The 20,694-nt window shown below is 49.7% G+C and carries 13 protein-coding genes, 1 tRNA gene and 3 rRNA genes; 5 read left to right on the top strand and 12 right to left on the bottom strand.

Annotated features, from left to right (window positions below; genetic code table 11):
* Positions 1–11: 11 nt before the first annotated feature.
* The 7 genes from U0008_RS01505 to nudF form a co-directional block, all read right to left on the bottom strand.
* On the bottom strand, positions 12–1,487 hold the full coding sequence (locus U0008_RS01505) for an ATP-binding protein (protein WP_072008141.1): 1,476 nt from the start codon (positions 1,485–1,487) through the stop codon (positions 12–14).
* Complete coding sequence (locus tag U0008_RS01500) at positions 1,468–2,178, bottom strand: response regulator (protein ID WP_043490408.1); 711 nt, start codon at positions 2,176–2,178, stop codon at positions 1,468–1,470. The genes U0008_RS01505 and U0008_RS01500 overlap by 20 nt, the downstream gene beginning before the upstream one ends.
* Positions 2,179–2,339: 161 nt before the next feature.
* Positions 2,340–4,235 (bottom strand): DNA topoisomerase IV subunit B, encoded by a 1,896-nt coding sequence (gene parE, locus U0008_RS01495; RefSeq protein WP_025802501.1) that lies wholly within the window; start codon positions 4,233–4,235, stop codon positions 2,340–2,342.
* 88 nt (positions 4,236–4,323) lie between these two features.
* Positions 4,324–4,905 carry an esterase YqiA gene (gene yqiA, locus U0008_RS01490; RefSeq protein ID WP_025802503.1) on the bottom strand — a complete coding sequence of 194 codons (582 nt, stop codon included), beginning with the start codon at positions 4,903–4,905 and terminating at the stop codon, positions 4,324–4,326.
* A 2-nt stretch (positions 4,906–4,907) separates the two neighbouring features.
* Entirely contained in the window at positions 4,908–5,735 is an 828-nt protein-coding gene (cpdA, locus tag U0008_RS01485; protein ID WP_043490405.1) for a 3',5'-cyclic-AMP phosphodiesterase, read from the bottom strand.
* An 88-nt stretch (positions 5,736–5,823) separates the two neighbouring features.
* Complete coding sequence (locus tag U0008_RS01480; protein WP_025802507.1) at positions 5,824–6,249, bottom strand: DUF1249 family protein; 426 nt, start codon at positions 6,247–6,249, stop codon at positions 5,824–5,826.
* A 2-nt stretch (positions 6,250–6,251) separates the two neighbouring features.
* Positions 6,252–6,884 (bottom strand): ADP-ribose diphosphatase, encoded by a 633-nt coding sequence (gene nudF, locus U0008_RS01475; RefSeq protein ID WP_043490403.1) that lies wholly within the window; start codon positions 6,882–6,884, stop codon positions 6,252–6,254.
* A 218-nt stretch (positions 6,885–7,102) separates the two neighbouring features.
* On the opposite strand from nudF, the gene tolC reads away from it, so the two are divergent.
* Both tolC and dhaR read left to right on the top strand, forming a co-directional pair.
* Positions 7,103–8,596, top strand: coding sequence for an outer membrane channel protein TolC (gene tolC / locus U0008_RS01470; protein ID WP_040044740.1), 1,494 nt, complete (start codon positions 7,103–7,105; stop codon positions 8,594–8,596).
* Between the two features lie 215 nt (positions 8,597–8,811).
* Entirely contained in the window at positions 8,812–10,701 is a 1,890-nt protein-coding gene (gene dhaR, locus U0008_RS01465) for a dihydroxyacetone kinase operon transcriptional regulator DhaR (RefSeq protein ID WP_043490497.1), read from the top strand.
* A gap of 69 nt (positions 10,702–10,770) precedes the next feature.
* Here dhaR and gltP read toward each other — a convergent pair whose 3' ends face one another.
* The gene (gltP, locus tag U0008_RS01460) at positions 10,771–12,075 is read right to left on the bottom strand and encodes a glutamate/aspartate:proton symporter GltP (protein WP_025802515.1); all 1,305 of its coding nucleotides are present in this window, start codon (positions 12,073–12,075) and stop codon (positions 10,771–10,773) included.
* 738 nt (positions 12,076–12,813) lie between these two features.
* Between gltP and acs the strand changes: the two genes are divergently transcribed.
* The 3 genes from acs to actP all read left to right on the top strand — a co-directional run bounded on the left by acs (position 12,814) and on the right by actP (position 16,863).
* A complete protein-coding gene (gene acs / locus U0008_RS01455) occupies positions 12,814–14,772 on the top strand; it encodes an acetate--CoA ligase (protein WP_043490400.1) in 1,959 nt (652 codons plus the stop codon).
* A gap of 124 nt (positions 14,773–14,896) precedes the next feature.
* Positions 14,897–15,208 (top strand): DUF485 domain-containing protein, encoded by a 312-nt coding sequence (locus tag U0008_RS01450; protein WP_025802519.1) that lies wholly within the window; start codon positions 14,897–14,899, stop codon positions 15,206–15,208.
* Positions 15,205–16,863 carry a cation/acetate symporter ActP gene (actP, locus tag U0008_RS01445; RefSeq protein ID WP_043490398.1) on the top strand — a complete coding sequence of 553 codons (1,659 nt, stop codon included), beginning with the start codon at positions 15,205–15,207 and terminating at the stop codon, positions 16,861–16,863. The genes U0008_RS01450 and actP overlap by 4 nt, the downstream gene beginning before the upstream one ends.
* Before the next feature lie 338 nt (positions 16,864–17,201).
* On the opposite strand, the gene rrf (U0008_RS01440) is transcribed toward actP, so the two are convergent.
* The 4 genes from rrf (U0008_RS01440) to U0008_RS01425 form a co-directional block, all read right to left on the bottom strand.
* Positions 17,202–17,317 (bottom strand): 5S ribosomal RNA (gene rrf, locus U0008_RS01440).
* 39 nt (positions 17,318–17,356) lie between these two features.
* Positions 17,357–17,432: transfer RNA gene (locus U0008_RS01435), tRNA-Thr, on the bottom strand.
* Positions 17,433–17,446: 14 nt separating this feature from the next.
* Positions 17,447–17,562, bottom strand: a 5S ribosomal RNA gene (gene rrf, locus U0008_RS01430).
* 121 nt (positions 17,563–17,683) lie between these two features.
* Positions 17,684–20,592: ribosomal RNA gene (locus U0008_RS01425) — 23S ribosomal RNA — on the bottom strand.
* Positions 20,593–20,694: the final 102 nt, after the last annotated feature.

Genomic DNA, 20,694 nt, shown 5'->3' with positions numbered 1-20,694 from the left:
TTTTTACGCCGTTATAAATAACGTCTGAGGCGCAATACCGCGATCAAACCACCGCATGGGTGGTTATACAGCGTAATATCACCGCCATGTGCACGGGCGATCCCCCGAGCAATGGCTAATCCCAACCCGCTTCCCTGACTGTCGCTATGTAAGCGGTAGTAAGGCTTAAACACATTCTCAAGCTGCGCCTGCGGGATGCCTGGCCCATAATCACGGAAACTCAGCGTCATATGTTCAGCATAGTTTTCCACGCTAATCTCAAGCCTACCGCCGTACTTCAAACCGTTATCCACCAGATTGTTAATGCAGCGCTTGAGCGCCAGTGGGCGACCAAACAGATATTGTGGCGTTCCCCGTAGGCTAACGTTGGTGTGCGCGTCCATCAGTTGAGCGAGCAGATGGCGTAGGTCAATGCGCTCCATATTCTCGTGAATATCGGTATCTTTCATGCTTTGCAGCGCGCCTTTGACCATCATTTCCAGATCGAGAAGATCCTGTTCAAGCTTGTGTTCCAACGGAGGATCGTCGAGCATTTCGATACGCAGCCGCAGGCGAGTGAGCGGCGTTTTTAAATCGTGGCTGATTGCCGTAAATAAGATTTCGCGGTTGTGTAAATAGGCGCGCAGTCGATCCTGCATTTGGTTAAAGGCTCGAGTCGCACTCACTAATTCGGCGCTACCTTCCTCCGGCAAAGGCTGGCTATCAAGTTGAGTATTCAACTGGTGCGCGCCCTGAGCTAAACGCGCCAGTGGGCGTAATTCACGACGAATCAGCCAGCCACCAAACAGTGCCACCAGCAGCATACTGCACAGCGTGAAACCTACCTGTCGAGAGCCCAACAGTGGCACATCCAACTGGTCATACGGAGGAGGAAGCGGCGCAGCAATAAACAGCCATTCATCTTTATTGAGGGCGAGTTGAAGTGCGAGTACCGGCTCATCGCCGCGCGACGTCACCAAACCAAACCGTGCCCAGCCGGGCGGTAAATCCACCATCAGCACGCCAGCGTTGAAAACACGTAGTCGATTCGCGGCCGTGAGCGAGATAACAGCTTGCAGCCGATCGCCCTGCTGACTACGGACTTCGCTTTGAGCCAGTTCCAGCACCCGCTGCGCGTTGTTGCTATTAGCAATCGGCTGCTGTGGTAGCGGATGGTTATTTATCGAGATAAAAAATTGTGAGCCGCCTAGCTCAAGCTGTTGCTGAAGCACCAGATGACGATAGTTGCGTGGTAGTGATGACATGAAATTGTAGGTAGACAGCATGCTCTGCGTCAGGCTGCGAACAGTACTTTCCAGACCGGCGTTATTACGCACGCTATATTGCCGATACCAAAAAATCCCTGAGATAATTTCCGCTAATAACAACGCGCACACCAGCATGCATAACATGCGGCTCATCAAAGAATGCGGCCATAAACGTTGATACCAACGCAACGCTTTTGGCGTGGGATCAAACCGCCTGAACTCAGTATTCACGGCTGACATCGCAGCACAGCATATAGCCCTGATTTCTTACCGTTCGCAGCAAACGTCGGTCAGTATCATGCAGACGCTGGCGTAGCCGACTTATCTGTACGTCAATGCCACGTTCTAACGGATTATTCTCGCGACGGCGGGTGATCTCAGAGATCTGATCGCGATCGAGGATCTGGTTGGGATAGCGCAAGAAAAGTGCCAGTAACGCAAATTCAATTCCCGAAAGGATCTCTTCGACGCCCTGCGCATTGATCAATTCACGGCGCAAAAGATCGAGCTTCCAACCGTTAAAACAGAGATAACGCGCTTCTGCCGTTGGGCTTTGCACGATCTGATTACGCCGTAATAGGGCCTTAACACGTGCTAATAATTCGCGCGCGCTAAACGGTTTAGCGAGATAATCATCAGCGCCTAACTCCAGCCCAATCACTTTATCCGTTTCATCAGAGGCGGCGGTCAGCATAATAATTGGTACCGAAGAGGTGTTTCTGACCATGCGACACAACGTGAATCCGTCCATTCCCGGCATCATAACGTCGAGAATGATGAGATCGACCGCCTGTTGCTGAAGCGTTTGCATGAGTTTTTCACCTTCCGGTAACGCAATCACGCTAAACCCCGCGCGGGTGAAATACTCCGTCAGTAAAGAACGGATTTCAGCATCATCATCAATCAACAGCAGCGAATACGGCGACATCATCAGCAAGGCTCCAAACGGCTCTTAAATAGCACCACTCATAATATGCGTAGACCGAATACATCTTATTCAATCCACGAATAAATGGGATGGCTGTCACATTCGCCAAGCATAAAAAAACGGGCCGCCAAGGCGACCCGTTATCAGGATGATAGACGTAAGGACTAAACGTCCAAATCGGCCATATCACCTTTTTCCTGCAACCAGTTACGACGGTCTTCGGAACGTTTTTTCGCCAGCAGCATATCCATCACCGCCATCGTCTGCGCGATGTCGGTATCATCGATGGTGAGCTGCACCAAACGGCGCGTATTCGGATCCAGCGTAGTCTCACGCAGTTGGAGTGGGTTCATTTCACCCAATCCTTTGAATCGCTGTACGTTCGGCTTACCTTTCTTGCGCTTAAGCTGTTCCAGTACGCCCGCTTTCTCTTCTTCGTCCAGCGCGTAGTAAACTTCTTTACCCAGGTCGATACGGAACAACGGTGGCATCGCAACATACACATGCCCGCCGCGCACCAAGGCTTGGAAGTGGCGAACAAACAGCGCACACAGCAGCGTGGCGATATGTAAGCCGTCGGAGTCAGCATCCGCTAAAATACAGATTTTGCCGTAGCGCAGTTGGCTGAGATCGTCACTATCAGGATCGATGCCAATGGCAACGGAAATATCATGTACTTCCTGAGAGGCCAGCACTTCGTCAGAAGAGACTTCCCACGTGTTTAGGATTTTACCTTTCAGCGGCATGATTGCCTGATATTCACGGTCACGCGCCTGCTTGGCTGAACCACCTGCGGAATCCCCTTCCACCAAGAAGAGCTCGGTGCGGGAAAGATCCTGTGCGGTACAGTCGGCTAATTTACCCGGCAGCGCAGGTCCGCTGGTCAGCTTTTTACGCACAACCTTCTTCGCCGCACGCATACGGCGTTGAGCGCTAGAAATTGCCAGCTCAGCCAGCTGTTCTGCCACCTGTACGTTTTGGTTAAGCCAAACGCTGAAAGCATCCTTAACAATGGCAGAAACAAAAGCCGCACACTGACGCGAAGACAGGCGTTCTTTGGTTTGTCCTGCAAACTGCGGATCCTGCATTTTCACCGAAAGCACATACGCACAGCGCTCCCAGATATCATCGGCAGATAGCTTTACGCCACGTGGCAGCAGATTGCGGAATTCGCAGAATTCACGCATCGCATCCAGCAATCCCTGACGCAGTCCGTTCACATGCGTACCGCCTTGCATGGTTGGGATCAGGTTAACGTAGCTTTCGGTTAACAGCTCGCCGCCTTCAGGCAGCCATAACAGCGCCCAATCAACGGCTTCAGTATCGCCCGAGAAAGAACCGGTGAACGCCTGTTCTGGCAGCGTAATCAGACCGTTAACGGCTTCCATCAGGTAGTCGGTTAGACCATCCTGATAGCACCAGCGCTGCTCGGTGTTATTCAATTTGTCTTTAAAGACGATTTCTACGCCTGGACACAATACCGCTTTCGCTTTCAGCAGATGGTTAAGGCGAGAAACAGAGAATCTTGGGCTGTCGAAGAACTTTTCATCAGGCCAGAAATGCACACTGGTACCCGTATTACGTTTACCGCAGGTGCCGGTAACATGCAGGTCTTCGACTTTGTCGCCGTTCTCGAACGCCATTTGGTACACCTGTCCGTCGCGACGAACGGTGACCTCAACGCGCTTAGAGAGTGCGTTAACTACTGAGATACCTACGCCGTGCAGGCCGCCGGAAAACTGGTAGTTTTTATTCGAGAATTTACCGCCCGCATGCAAACGACACAGGATCAGTTCAATGGCAGGAACACCCTCTTCTGGGTGAATATCCACCGGCATACCGCGCCCGTCGTCAATCACTTCAAGAGATTGATCGGGATATAAAATGACCTCAACGCGAGATGCGTGGCCAGCCAGCGCCTCATCGACACTGTTATCTATGACTTCCTGACCCAAATGGTTTGGGCGTGTGGTATCGGTGTACATACCCGGACGACGGCGCACGGGTTCTAGGCCGCTGAGAACTTCAATAGAGTCAGCGTTATAGCTGGATTGAGTCATGGTATGAATCGTATAAGTCGTTAGTTAGCGTCGACCAAACGGCACACGTTGGTGTGTCGTTCAGTGGTGATAGACGTACCACGCAGAATTACTCGGTGGTCAGCCCTAAAAAATCGACGATCTGCGGGAAGAATCGCTCGAAACCAACAAAGCTGTGTGAGCCTTCAGGCTCAATGGTCTGACGGCATAAGGCGTAGTAAGCCACAGCTTGTCGATAGTCCAGAACTTCGTCACCGGTTTGCTGTAATAACCAGAGGAGATCAGGCGATTCCAATGGGTCAACCTGCATGACTTTCAGATCGTAAACGTGGCGAGACTCTAACACATATTGTTGGCCGGTGTAGGGATTCTCGTTTTGCCCTAAAAAATCGATGAGCAGTTCATACGGCTTCACCGCAGGGTTTACAACGACCGCTGGCAAGGTAAAGCATTGTGACAGCCACGTCGCGTAATAGCCGCCTAAAGAAGAGCCCACTATGCCCAACGGACGCCCCGCACGCGACATCACAATCTCCTCCAGCATCTCCGCCGCATCAGAAGGATAAGGCGGAAGTTGAGGGATTAACATAGTGATTTCAGGGTGGTGAACGGCAAGCCACTGCTTAAATGCGGTGGCCTTGGCGGAGCGAGGAGAACTGTTAAAACCGTGGAGATATAAAAGCGTGGGCATCATTAATAGCCGTCAGAGTCGAGATCCGGTCTGAATTCTGTACCTTCTAAGCGGTGCAGTTCAGTCGTGAGCGTCCCATCTGGATGCAAATCCAGATAACGCCAGCCGGGCGATAGAGTATCAATCGTGAAGTTGGTGCATAAAGGTTTGAACTGAATACAGGTCGACGGCGTAGCTAACAAACGACGCCCCTGCCATTCGAGATCCAAATCCTGATGAATATGTCCGCACAGCAAGGTTTTCGCCAGTGGGTGATGTTGCAGAATCTCCCCTAGCATATGCGCATTACGCAAGCTGTGCTGATCGAGCCATGTGCAGCCCGAAGGCAGCGGATGGTGATGGAGTAAAATCAACGAATGGCGCGCGGGATACAGCGAAAGAGTACGATCTAACCATTCAAGTTGATACTCGCTAAGCTCACCGTGGGGAACACCAAAAACTTGGCTATCAAGCAGGATAATCTGCCAGTGATCGCCCAACAGCATATGCTTAGCTGGACTCACGCCCGCATCTGCTAACGTATCGACCATCGCGGGTTGGAAATAATGATTGCCCGGCAGCCACAGACAGGTTTTATTCAGCGTAGCGATACCTTTTGCAAAATGCTGGTATGCCGCCACAGAGTGATCCTGCGCCAAATCTCCCGTTGCGACAACGATGTCATACGGACGGGATTGGGCATGGATCGCCTCTAGCACTGCGTGGTAGCTGCGGTAAGTATTGACGCCCAATAACGTCTCATGCTCACCCGCAAACAAATGCGTGTCTGTGATTTGTAAAATCCTAACCGGAGCCCCACGTGCTACGGTTAGTTGAAACAGGCTTTCCAAATGGTGTCCTTTGTGACTTTAGTCTGCCAAGAATCTGTAAAAATAATCATTGCGCTGGTTGTTAGGGCTCAGTGCAGCAAAACAGGCTCTAATATACGGGAATTGCCATAACACCGTGCGTCAGGCAATGGTGCAACCAATCCGCAAGAAACTGGTTAATTTGATGCTTTTCGTCGCGCTGATGCAACTTTTTATTCGGATAATCATAACGTGCTTTGAACCGAGAGATCTGCTGGCTTGCACACACTTCCGCAACCATGGCGTCATGATACAGACGCACGCTCATCGAAGGTAAGCCCCAAGCGCCCGGTGCTGGCTCCGTCTGAGTAATTTCAGCCATTGATGTATAGCGCGTCGATTCGATAATTTTTATCAGGTAACACGCGCCGTTGACCTGATATCCCTGCGATTCACCCACTTCATCCTTGCGCGGCAGTAAACGACGCAATTGCGCATAATTAGTCTCGCACAGTCTCATCATTAGAGGAAAGTCTGGGGAATAACGCTTCATCATATTTAAGAATTCCACTCGCGGCGAAGCGACTCATGGTGCAACGCCAGCCACTGTAATGCAATAACCGATGCGGCATTGTCGATCACACCCTCTTCTACCCAGCGATACGCTTGCTCACGGCTGACCACATGCACGCGAATATCTTCATGCTCTTCAGGCAGACCGTGAATACCCGATGCCTTTGCTGCGTCAATCTCACCGACCATAATTGACAAGCGCTCGCTGGTGCCGCCGGGGCTGGCCAAATAGCTCAGCACAGGCTTACAGCGTTGGACGTGGATCCCCGCTTCTTCCTGCGCCTCGCGGCGTGCGACATCTTCCACCGACTCACCGGGTTCAATCATTCCGGCCACCATTTCAAGCAACCACGGCGTTTCACTGGAGTCATATGCCGGAATACGGATTTGCTCCACCAGCACCACTTCATCGCGTTTTGGATCGTAAGGCAGCAGCACCGCCGCATGGCCGCGTTCAAAAACTTCACGCACAACTTCACCGCTCATGCTGCCATCAAACAGACGATGCCGAAAACGATAGCGCTCTAGCGAAAAAAAGCCGCGGTAGAGTGATTCCCGTGCAATAATTTCAACATCATTTTGACCAAATGTGACGGGTGATGGTTTATTTTCGCTCATACGGCTAAATTCCTAAATGTAGTGTGATTATTAGCATGGATATTATTGATTTAAGGTCAAACTGAAAATACTCAATCACTTTACCTTTTATTTAGGTAAATTAAGGGGGATGGCACGTAAAGCCACGCTCCTTAAGATACGGTCTCTGTTAGAATCGGCGGCTATATGACTTTAGTCAGCGTTACAATAGCAACTTTGCTGCACAACAAGGAATGCAAATGAAGAAACTGCTCCCCCTTCTTATTGGCCTGAGCCTTGGTGGCTTTACCACGTTAAGCCATGCAGAAAACCTGCTGCAGGTATATCAGCAAGCCAAGGAAAGCAACCCAGATCTGCGTAAAGCTGCGGCAGATCGTGATGTGGCTTTTGAGAAGATTAATGAATCCCGCAGCCCGCTGTTACCTCAGCTCGGCTTGGGCGCAGATTACACCTATACCAATGGGATGCGTGATAACGACGGCTTGAACTCCAATAATTACGGCGCGTCACTACAACTGACCCAAACCATTTTTGATATGTCTAAATGGCGTCAGCTCTCTTTGACTGAAAAACAGGCGGGTATTCAAGACGTCTCTTATCAGTCTTCAGAACAGACTTTGATGCTGAACTCTGCGACTGCTTACTTCAACGTATTACGTGCGATTGACGCGTTGTCTTACATTGAAGCAAACAAAGAAGCGATTTATCGTCAGTTAGACCAAACCACCCAGCGTTTTAACGTAGGTCTGGTTGCTATCACCGACGTGCAGAACGCCCGTGCTCAATACGATCTCGTTTTAGCTAACGAAGTCACCGCGCGCAACGATCTGGATAACTCTCTGGAAGCACTGCGTCAGATTACCGGTCAGTACTACGGCCAACTGGATTCTCTGAACGTTGATCGCTTCACCACCACCAAGCCAGATAACGTCAACAGCCTGCTGCAAGAAGCTGAAAAACGTAACCTGTCATTATTGAGTGCTCGTTTGAGCCAAGACTTGGCGCGTGAACAGATTAAATACGCACAGACAGGTTATATGCCAACACTGGATCTGACCGCATCTTCTGGCGTTAGCAATACTGACTATAACAGTATGACCAATGCACAGAAGCAACAAAGCGGTGGCGGAAGCAGTTATCAGGGCCAGAACACCATTGGTTTGCAGTTTAATCTGCCGTTGTACTCTGGCGGAGCGACTAACTCTCAGGTTCAACAAGCGCAATACAACTTTGTTGGCGCCAGTGAATCTCTGGAAAGCGCACACCGTAGCGTAGTACAAAACGTTCGTTCTTCCTTTAACAACATCTCCGCGTCTATCAGCGGCGTTGAAGCTTATCGTCAGGCTGTAATTTCTGCGCAAAGCTCTTTGGAAGCAACCGAAGCAGGTTATCAGGTGGGGACTCGTACCATCGTTGACGTGCTGAACGCGACCACTACGCTGTACAGCGCCAAAGAAAGCCTGTCTAACGCACGTTATGATTATCTGATCAGCCAGCTCAATATTAAATATGCATTGGGTACGCTGAACCAGAACGATCTGATGGCCTTAAACGGCGGTCTGACCAAGCCTGTTTCTACCACGCCGGACATCATTGCTCCGCAGGGTAAAACTCAAGCAGAGCAGGTTAACAGCGATTACAACACAACCGCTTCAGCCCCAGTGGCTCAACCGGCTTCAGCATCAACCACAACATCTAGCAGCAGCAAAGGTAAGAACCCTTTCCGCCACTAATGTTAGACGTTTGATGTTGTTAATCAGAAGGGCGGATTTCCGCCCTTCTGTTTTTTTGTACCATAAGCCCCTGCGAGCATCTAGCTCACGGAATTTATTCCCCTTTCTCGCTTTAATAGCTGCATATCTTTAATTGATGGATTTTATTAGTGCAGCCAGATACTTCTCTCGACCGTTGGATCTATTTCTTCTCTCACGGCAATCTGCCAGAGACAATGCGTCCTGCACAGCCCATTTATCAATCGTGGATCCGCTGCCAAAAGCTGATGCAGCCGATGCCTTGGAAAATGCCACATCGTGCCGCAGGCGCAACGTTACGCTCGATTTGCCAACGTAAAAACGACCTGCTGGTTTTGGGACAAGCGGCGTTAGAAGACGCCTACGAATATATGGAATCTCGTCCCTGCGTTTTGCAGATCCTAGACGAAAGCGGCTGTTTGCTTTGGCAATGTGGGCATATAAAAACACGCACGGCTCTCGCTGAGCTTGGATTTGATATCGGCAGCTATTGGGCTGAAGGGCACATCGGCACCAATGCGCCCGCCTTAGCAATGCGTGACGGAAACCCAGTGCAGGTTCACGGTGACGAACATTTTAAGCAAGCCTTACGTGCGTGGCACTGCTGCGCAACGCCGGTCTACGACAACAGCGGGCGGCAAAGAGCGGTGATTGTCATCGCATGCCTGAATCATGACTATGCCGCCAGCGATTTGCCTTTAACACTGGCGATTGCCCGTGAGATCGGCAACTCACTGCACACCGATGCGCTGCTCTCCGAAACCAATCGCCACCTTAACGAACTGTATGCTTTGTTAGACGGCGTGGAAGACGGCGTTTTAGCGTGGGATCACAACGGCGGCCTACAATATCTTAACCATCGTGCCGCTGGCATTTTACTCTTAGATGAGCAAAACAGCCTCGGCCGCCCACTTCCTTCATTGATCACGCTGCCTTCTCTACTTCAACACGCCATTGAGCAACGCCTTCCGCTCAATCATGTCGAGATGACGTTTGAAAGCCGTAAGCAGTTCATCGCAACGCTGATAACCTTGAAGCCCGTACCCGATGGCGAGCACTGTGGATTCATTGCATTGCTGCATCCGCTGGATCAGCTACGACGCTTGGTGAATCATCAGCTCGGCAAAGTCAGTCAAACCTTTGATCAAATGCCTGCGGCATCGTTAGATATGCGGCGTTTACTGCGATATGGCCGTCAGGCCGCACGAGGCCAGCACCCTATTTTGCTGCAGGGGGAAGAAGGCGTCGGTAAAGAGCTGTTAGCGCAGGCGATTCATAATGCCAGCGAACGGGCAAACGGCTCATACATCGCTATAAACTGCCAAACGCTGGTTGAAGGTCAATTTGCCAAAGAGCTACTCGGCAGCGATGCCACCGAAACCGATTCGGGTTTACCCAGCAAATTTGAGCTGGCAAACGGCGGTACTCTCTATCTCGAGCAAATTGAATATTTGCCACCTGAAATGCAGTCAGCGCTGCTACAAATCATCAAAACCGGCGTGCTCATGCGACAGAACTCCAGCCGCGTGATTCCGGTCGACGTTCGGATCATTGCGGCAACCGGCGCTAATTTACCACTGCTGGTGAAACAGGGGCGTTTTCGTCGTCAGCTGTTTTATACGCTGCAATCTTTCGAACTTCAGATCCCACCGCTTCGCCAGCGACAATCCGATATTCCTCTGCTGGTGACTCATCATCTGAATACGTTAGGCCAGCACTTTCATTGTCGTTATCACGTCGATGAAGCCGTGCTATTACAGCTACGTGATTACCCTTGGCCGGGGAACGATCAGGAATTAAAGGGCGTGGTTGAGCGCGCCGCGATGATTTGCCAGCATAACCACATCCGCATGGCCGATTTACCTGAGCATTTGATGACGGAAAAGTTGGCGGTTGAGCCAGAAAGCCCATTACTCATGCCGGTGATGTCATTGCAAGACGCCGAGCGTCAGGCAATTATCCGGGCCGCTCATGCCGCACAGGGGAAGCCACATGATATGGCGAGAATGCTGGGGATTGGGCGCACTACGTTATGGCGCAAGCTGAAACAATATCAGTTGGAGATGGAACAGTTTAAGAATGAGTGATGTGGTTCAGGTTAAGAACCACACCCAACCTCCCCCTTTGCAGGGGGAGGGGTAGGTCAACTATAGCGTTTAAACTTGCTCAGCTTTCACCAGCATATTTGCTTCATAAGCCTTGGCTTTCTTACGATCGAACTGATGTTCCCATTTGGCAATGACCAGAACCGCTAAGGCATTACCCACCACGTTTAACGCTGTACGTGCCATATCTAAAATACGGTCAACACCGGCAATAAACGCCAAGCCTTCTAGCGGGATACCCACGCTGCCCAGCGTAGCCAATAGCACCACAAATGAAACACCAGGCACACCAGCAATACCTTTAGAGGTGACCATCAGCGTCAGGACTAATACGATCTCTTGGCCAATAGACAAATCAATACCGTACAGCTGAGCAATGAAAATAGCCGCAATACTTTGATAAAGCGTAGAGCCATCCAAATTAAACGAGTAACCGGTTGGTACCACAAAACTAGTGATAGATTTTGGTGCGCCGTAGGCTTCCATCTTCTCAATAATTCGCGGCAATACCGTTTCAGAACTGGCGGTGGAATAAGCCAAAATCAGCTCATCTTTGAGGATCTTAATTAACGTCCAGATGCTGAGCTTACACAGCTTGGCGACCGATCCCAAAACGACTAATGCGAAGAAGATAATCGCAAAGTAAACCAGCACAACCAGCTTGGCGAGCGGTACTAAAGACGCAAAACCAAAGTTGGCTACGGTCACGGAAATCAGGCCAAATACCCCGATAGGCGCGTAACGCATAATCATATGGGTTACTTTAAACATGCTTTCCGAAACGGCTTTAAACACCTTCAGCAGTGGCTCTTTGGTCTCTTTTGGCAACGAAGATAAGCCCAGACCAAACAACACTGAAAAGAAGATGATCGGCAAAATATCGCCTTTGGCCATCGATGCAAACAGGTTAGAAGGGATCAGCGCCAGAATGGTCGAAACCAAACTATGCGAACCGCTTTGCACCTGTTCAGTAGTCTTTTCGTATTGCGAAATGTCGACGGTGGCTAGCGTTGACATATCAATGCCGTGCCCCGGTTGGAAGACGTTTGCCAGCGTAATCCCCACGATAATCGCTACCGTGGTGATCACTTCAAAGTAAATAATGGTTTTAAGACCGATACGGCCCAGCTTTTTGGCGTCACCAACGCCGGCGATACCCACGATAAGCGTTGAAATCACTATCGGGATAACAATCATCTTGATCAAACGAATAAAGATATCACCAGCAGGGCTCAGAATATTATTCACCAGCCAAACGCGAGACTCTTCCTGATTGTGCAAAACAGCGCCAACAATAATACCCAAAATTAATGCAGCGACGATTTGCCAAGCGAGCGTAAACTTAAATTTTTTCATTCCCGAAAATGTTCCTCAATTATAATAGAGCCTACTCAGCTTCTTATATTTATCTGCAGATGTAGTTTTATAGTCTAAAGGATTTACCTCGTTCCTATCACGACCTGTCCAACCGTGACCTATATTCTGTACCATTTTGCACGGGCTTTCCGCAAGCCAATATTGAATCGGAATGTACGCTGAAACCGTGTCCAGATAGGCTTCTTTCAAAATAGAACTACAAATAACCATTTGTTATAAAAGAAAATATTAAGGTGATAAAACACAAAACACGCGTGTATATTTGTGCGATTAATTATGCATACGTTTTGGTATAATTTTGAGCTGAAACGAATAATTAGTCGTTAGATAGTGAGATATTATGCACCATGATGGTGCATGCGTAGATATATTCCTACTTCATTATCTTTATGATGGTGAAAAAATAATCTCGTTGTGTTCTATTTTCTATTCTCTGATTATTCTAATAATAGGTTTTTCTCTTTATTTTCTTATGAGCCGATTATTAGCAGATATATTGTTACTCCACGTAATTTCATTCATTTTCTTATAATTTAATCTCACTCAATTTATCCATCTTGGATGAGCAAATACTAAGCCCACTCTTCTCGTTATTGCCTTGCTAGATATCAATATTTTTATTGCGTGATCAATCGCGCAAAAAAGACACAAATAGAGCGCGCAAAACAGATTTAACCTTATATTGACATAATATTAACATCCGCAAGGAGGATAACGATGAGCCAGATCCATAAACATTCGATTCCTGCAAACATTGCAGAACATACCCTGATTAATCCACAGATGTACCGTGAACTCTATCAACGCTCGGTTAGCGACCCCGAAGGCTTTTGGGCCGAATACGGAAAAATTGTTGATTGGATGAAGCCCTATAGCAAAGTAAAAAATACTTCATTCGATCCCGGTCATGTCAGCATTCGCTGGTTTGAAGACGGCACCTTGAACTTGGCAGCGAACTGCCTCGATCGCCACTTAGAAGAGCGTGGAAACCAAACGGCGATCATCTGGGAAGGTGATAACCCACAGGAAAGCAAAACCGTTACCTATCGCGAACTGCATCACGATGTCTGTCGTTTCGGCAACGTGCTGAAAAAGCTTGGCGTGAAAAAAGGCGATGTAGTCGCTATCTATATGCCAATGGTGGTTGAAGCGGCGGTGGCGATGCTGGCCTGCGCACGTATCGGTGCCATTCATTCTGTCATTTTTGGTGGTTTCTCTCCCGAAGCCGTCGCGGGACGTATTATCGATTCCAATTCAAAAGTGGTGATTACCGCTGATGAAGGACTGCGCGCTGGGCGCCCTATTCCGCTAAAGAAAAACGTCGATGACGCACTGAGAAACCCAAATGTTAAAAGCGTTGAGCACGTGGTGGTCTTCAAACGCACGGGCAAACAGGGCGAATGGAATGCAGGGCGCGATCTCTGGTGGCATGACCTAATTGAGCAGGTCGATGCTAATTGTCCAGCCGAAGAAATGAATGCTGAAGATCCGCTATTCATTCTATATACCTCAGGTTCAACCGGTAAGCCTAAGGGCGTGCTGCATACCACCGGTGGCTATTTGGTTTATGCCGCAACCACGTTCAAATATGTCTTTGATTATCATCCTGGCGATATCTATTGGTGCACCGCCGACGTGGGTTGGGTTACAGGCCATAGCTATCTGCTGTACGGCCCACTCGCCAACGGTGCAATTACGCTGATGTTTGAAGGTGTGCCTAACTATCCTGGCGTAAACCGCTTATCGCAAGTCGTGGATAAGCATCAGGTAAACATTCTATACACCGCACCGACGGCTATTCGTGCATTGATGGCAGAAGGTGACAAAGCGACCGAAGGTACGCAGCGTACCTCTTTACGCATCATGGGTTCGGTGGGCGAACCTATCAACCCAGAAGCATGGGAATGGTACTTCAACAAAATCGGTAACGGTAAGTGCCCAATTATGGACACTTGGTGGCAGACCGAAACCGGTGGCTTCATGATCACACCGTTGCCGGGAGCCACCGAGCTTAAAGCAGGTTCTGCAACGCTGCCTTTCTTTGGTGTACAACCTGCGTTGGTGGATAACAGCGGCGTACCACAGGAAGGTGCCTGCGAAGGTAATCTGGTGATGGTTGATTCATGGCCGGGTCAGGCTCGCACATTATTCGGCGATCACGATCGCTATGAGCAAACCTACTTCTCTACCTTTAAGGGCATGTATTTTAGCGGTGACGGCGCACGTCGCGATGAAGACGGGTACTACTGGATCACCGGACGTGTCGATGACGTTCTTAACGTTTCAGGACACCGTTTGGGAACGGCTGAAATAGAGTCTGCGCTTGTCTCTCATCCAAAGATCGCAGAGGCCGCAGTGGTCGGCGTTCCGCATAACATTAAAGGACAGGCGATCTACGCTTACATCACGCTCAATCACGGGGAAGAGCCAACGCCAGAGCTCTATACCGAAGTACGCAACTGGGTGCGTAAAGAGATTGGCCCGATAGCCACACCGGATATTTTGCACTGGACCGATGCACTACCTAAAACCCGTTCAGGGAAAATTATGCGCCGCATTCTGCGTAAGATTGCAGCCGGTGATACCAGCAACTTGGGGGATACCTCAACGCTGGCCGATCCGGGCGTTGTCGAGAAGTTGTTAGAAGAAAAACAATCAATGGAAGTTTCATCTTAATTAGTCGTATGACCTGTCGCCGCCTGAGCGCGGCAATGAGTTGACTTCATGGGCATACCCCCTCAAAAGGTTATGCCCACGGGGCAGCTTTTATTCAATCAATGCCTTACTAGGAGTCGCTCTGATGAATGATGCCATTTATCAAAGGATTGAAAATAACCCGCGCTTCAAGGAACTGGTGCAAAAACGTGAAAGATTCGCTTGGACGCTTTCATGGATAATGATGATCCTGTATTTCGGCTTTATTCTCCTCATCGCTTTTGCGCCCGGTTGGCTAGGGACACCGATATCCGAAGGTTCTAGCGTAACGCGCGGGATCCCCATCGGCATTGGCTTGATTGTGGTTTCTTTCCTATTAACGGGCGTCTATGTTATTCGGGCAAACGGCGAGTTTGATCGTCTCAACCACCAAATACTGCAGGAGGTTGAGCAATGAAATCTCGCCTTTTAACCTTGTTATCTCTGGCGGTGCTGCCTTTCTCCAGCTATGCCGCCGATGCCATTACTGGCGCAGTTGAAAGACAACCGTTAAACATTCAAGCCATCGTCATGTTTGTCATATTCGTTGGCGCGACGCTTTACATCACCTATTGGGCCTCCAAACGCACTCGTTCGCGTAAGGATTATTACACCGCGGGTGGCAATATTACCGGTCTACAAAATGGTCTCGCCATGGCGGGGGACTTCATGTCAGCCGCATCGTTCTTAGGGATTTCCGCACTGGTTTATACCTCTGGCTATGACGGACTGATTTACTCTTTGGGCTTTTTGGTTGGCTGGCCAATCATGCTGTTTCTGGTTGCAGAGCGCCTGCGTAATTTAGGCCGTTATACCTTTGCCGATGTGGCTTCGTATCGTCTTAAACAAAAACCGATTCGAACGCTCTCAGCCTGCGGATCGTTAGTGGTCGTTGCCTTGTATTTGATTGCGCAGATGGTGGGCGCAGGAAAGCTTATCGAGCTACTGTTTGGCTTGAATTACCATGTTGCCGTCGTTTTAGTCGGTGTACTTATGGTGATGTATGTACTCTTTGGCGGCATGCTGGCAACCACATGGGTACAAATCATTAAGGCCGTGCTGCTGCTGGCTGGCGCATCGTTCATGGCCATCATGGTGATGAAATCTGTCGGTTTCAGCTTCAACACCTTGTTCAATCAAGCGATGGAAGTTAATCCCAAAGGCCCTGCGATTATGCGCCCCGGTGGATTAGTTTCAGATCCCATCAGCGCATTGTCTCTCGGCTTAGCTTTGATGTTTGGTACCGCAGGTTTGCCTCATATTCTGATGCGCTTCTTTACCGTTAGTGATGCGAAAGAAGCACGTAAGAGCGTGTTCTATGCTACCGGTTTTATGGGGTACTTCTATTTCCTAACCTTCATCATCGGTTTTGGCGCTATCGTACTCGTTGGTTCAAACCCTGCCTTTAAAGATGCCGCTGGCGCACTGATCGGCGGTACCAACATGGCAGCGGTTCACTTAGCCGATGCAGTTGGAGGAAGTTTCTTCCTTGGCTTCATCTCTGCCGTCGCCTTCGCCACTATTCTTGCGGTGGTCGCAGGACTAACGTTAGCTGGGGCATCTGCGGTATCCCACGATCTGTATGCCAACGTATTTAAACAAGGCAAAGCAACAGAGCGTGATGAGCTAAAGGTATCGAAAATCACCGTATTGGTTCTTGGGCTTGTCGCTATTGGCTTAGGTATTTTGTTCGAGAATCAAAACATCGCTTTCATGGTCGGCTTAGCATTCTCTATTGCCGCCAGCTGTAACTTCCCAATACTTATTCTCTCTATGTACTGGTCAAAGTTAACAACAAGAGGAGCGATGGTCGGTGGTTGGTTAGGTCTGTTGACCGCGGTGATACTGATGATTTTAGGCCCAACAATTTGGGTCAAAGTCCTCGGCCATGCTGCGCCAATCTACCCCTATGAATATCCGGCGCTATTCTCAATGGCCGCTGCTTTTATTGGCACATGGCTATTTTCTATCACGGATAATTCAGAAGCCGCAGTGCAAGAACGCGGACGTTTCTACTCACAGTTTGTGCGCTCGCAAACAGGAGTTGGGATCTCACAGGGAACGTCTCACTAATTTCTAAGCCTAGAAACACAAAAAGCCATCCTATCGGATGGCTTTTTTATAATGTTTTCATACAAGCTTTGAATAGAAAATTCTCAAATTTCCCATAGCAAAAAACCCCAGTCTTTCGACTGAGGTTCTTTCGATGACGTTTGACCGTTCCCTACAATACTCGTCTCATCCTGAGACTTACCCTTCGGGCCAACGCTGCGCGTTGTTCAAAATCGTTCCCGACGATGTTGTCGCATGATACGCCCCTGCGGGCCGTTCCATGCTCAAGTCGGCAATTATCAAATTATATAAAGCAAAAAACCCCAGTCTTTCGACTGAGGTTCTTTACTTTATTTAAAGTCTGGCAGTTCCCTACTCTCGCATGGGGAGACCCCACACTACCATCGGCGCTACGGCGTTTCACTTCTGAGTTCGGCATGGGGTCAGGTGGGACCACCGCGCTGTTGCCGCCAGACAAATTCTTTTTAAGCCGAACATTAACCACTAATTAGAGTGGTGCTGATACCCAGAGTCGAACTGGGGACCTCACCCTTACCAAGGGTGCGCTCTACCAACTGAGCCATATCAGCACAACTAATTTGGAGCCTGGCAGTTCCCTACTCTCGCATGGGGAGACCCCACACTACCATCGGCGCTACGGCGTTTCACTTCTGAGTTCGGCATGGGGTCAGGTGGGACCACCGCGCTATCGCCGCCAGGCATATTCTGTTATTTGTACCGCTTTCTGTATTTCTACAGCTAGCCATACAAACCAATCTGTTCAACAAGCTTACTCTTTGTGTTTTCGCGTCTCTGCGTCTTAAAACACCTTCGGTGTTGTAAGGTTAAGCCTCACGGATCATTAGTACTGGTTAGCTCAACGTATCGCTACGCTTACACACCCAGCCTATCAACGTCTTAGTCTTAAACGTTCCTTTAGGAGACTCAAGGTCTCAGGGAAGACTCATCTCGAGGCAAGTTTCGCGCTTAGATGCTTTCAGCGCTTATCTTTTCCGCATTTAGCTACCGGGCAATGCCATTGGCATGACAACCCGAACACCAGTGATGCGTCCACTCCGGTCCTCTCGTACTAGGAGCAGCCCCTCTCAATCTTCCAACGCCCACGGCAGATAGGGACCGAACTGTCTCACGACGTTCTAAACCCAGCTCGCGTACCACTTTAAATGGCGAACAGCCATACCCTTGGGACCTACTTCAGCCCCAGGATGTGATGAGCCGACATCGAGGTGCCAAACACCGCCGTCGATATGAACTCTTGGGCGGTATCAGCCTGTTATCCCCGGAGTACCTTTTATCCGTTGAGCGATGGCCCTTCCATTCAGAACCACCGGATCACTATGACCTACTTTCGTACCTGCTCGAGCCGTCACTCTCGCAGTCAAGCTAGCTTATGCCATTGCACTAACCTCACGATGTCCGACCGTGATTAGCTAACCTTCGTGCTCCTCCGTTACTCTTTAGGAGGAGACCGCCCCAGTCAAACTACCCACCAGACACTGTCCTCAATCCCGATTAGGGACCGGAGTTAGAACATCAAACATTAAAGGGTGGTATTTCAAGGTTGGCTCCACGCAGACTGGCGTCCACGCTTCAAAGCCTCCCACCTATCCTACACATCAAGGCTCAATGTTCAGTGTCAAGCTATAGTAAAGGTTCACGGGGTCTTTCCGTCTTGCCGCGGGTACACTGCATCTTCACAGCGAGTTCAATTTCACTGAGTCTCGGGTGGAGACAGCCTGGCCATCATTACGCCATTCGTGCAGGTCGGAACTTACCCGACAAGGAATTTCGCTACCTTAGGACCGTTATAGTTACGGCCGCCGTTTACTGGGGCTTCGATCAAGAGCTTCGCCTTGCGGCTGACCCCATCAATTAACCTTCCAGCACCGGGCAGGCGTCACACCGTATACGTCCACTTTCGTGTTTGCACAGTGCTGTGTTTTTATTAAACAGTTGCAGCCAGCTGGTATCTTCGACTGGCTTCAGCTCCATCCGCAAGGGACTTCACCTACGCGCCAGCGTGCCTTCTCCCGAAGTTACGGCACCATTTTGCCTAGTTCCTTCACCCGAGTTCTCTCAAGCGCCTTGGTATTCTCTACCTGACCACCTGTGTCGGTTTGGGGTACGATTCAATGTTACCTAGAGCTTAGAGGCTTTTCCTGGAAGCTTGGCATCAACTACTTCATCACCGTAGTGACTCGTCATCACGCCTCAGGGTTAATAAAAGCACGGATTTACCAATGCTTTCCCCCTACACGCTTAAACCGGGACAACCGTCGCCCGGATAGCCTAGCCTTCTCCGTCCCCCCTTCGCAGTAACACCGAGTACAGGAATATTAACCTGTTTCCCATCGACTACGCCTTTCGGCCTCGCCTTAGGGGTCGACTCACCCTGCCCCGATTAACGTTGGACAGGAACCCTTGGTCTTCCGGCGAGCGGGTTTTTCACCCGCTTTATCGTTACTTATGTCAGCATTCGCACTTCTGATACCTCCAGCAACCCTCACGAGCCACCTTCAACGGCTTACAGAACGCTCCCCTACCCAACAACACCTAAGTGTCGCTGCCGCAGCTTCGGTGCATAGTTTAGCCCCGTTACATCTTCCGCGCAGGCCGACTCGACCAGTGAGCTATTACGCTTTCTTTAAATGATGGCTGCTTCTAAGCCAACATCCTGGCTGTCTATGCCTTCCCACATCGTTTCCCACTTAACTATGACTTTGGGACCTTAGCTGGCGGTCTGGGTTGTTTCCCTCTTCACGACGGACGTTAGCACCCGCCGTGTGTCTCCCGTGATAACATTCTTCGGTATTCGTAGTTTGCATCGAGTTGGTAAGTCGGGATGACCCCCTAGTCGAAACAGTGCTCTACCCCCGAAGATGAGTTCACGAGGCGCTACCTAAATAGCTTTCGGGGAGAACCAGCTATCTCCCGGTTTGATTGGCCTTTCACCCCCAGCCACAAGTCATCCGCTAATTTTTCAACATTAGTCGGTTCGGTCCTCCAGTTAGTGTTACCCAACCTTCAACCTGCCCATGGCTAGATCACCGGGTTTCGGGTCTATACCTTGCAACTTGACGCCCAGTTAAGACTCGGTTTCCCTACGGCTCCCCTATTCGGTTAACCTTGCTACAAAATATAAGTCGCTGACCCATTATACAAAAGGTACGCAGTCACCCCATAAAAGAGGCTCCCACTGCTTGTACGTACACGGTTTCAGGTTCTATTTCACTCCCCTCGCCGGGGTTCTTTTCGCCTTTCCCTCACGGTACTGGTTCACTATCGGTCAGTCAGGAGTATTTAGCCTTGGAGGATGGTCCCCCCATATTCAGACAGGATGTCACGTGTCCCGCCCTACTCATCGAACTCACAACGTATGCATTTTCAAGTACGGGGCTATCACCCTGTATCGCCGGACTTTCCAGACCGTTCCTCTGACACATACGCTGATTAAGGTTCTGGGCTGCTCCCCGTTCGCTCGCCGCTACTAGGGGAATCTCGGTTGATTTCTTTTCCTCAGGGTACTTAGATGTTTCAGTTCCCCTGGTTCGCTTCGTTAAGCTATGTATTCACTTAACGATAGTGTGACGAATCACACTGGGTTTCCCCATTCGGAAATCGTCGGTTATAACGCTTCATATCAGCTTACCGACGCTTATCGCAGATTAGCACGTCCTTCATCGCCTCTGACTGCCTAGGCATCCACCGTGTACGCTTAGTCACTTAACCTCACAACCCGAAGGTGTCTTTTTAGTGAACGCGGTTACGAACCGGTTCAAGACAGCATTCAAGATTGCAAAAAATTGAGAGACTGCTTAATGCAAACTGTGT

The organism is Hafnia alvei (assembly GCF_034424155.1).
Lineage (GTDB): Bacteria > Pseudomonadota > Gammaproteobacteria > Enterobacterales > Enterobacteriaceae > Hafnia > Hafnia alvei.
Note: the sequence above shows the minus strand (reverse complement) of the source record. Positions and strands in the feature narration are given on the sequence as shown.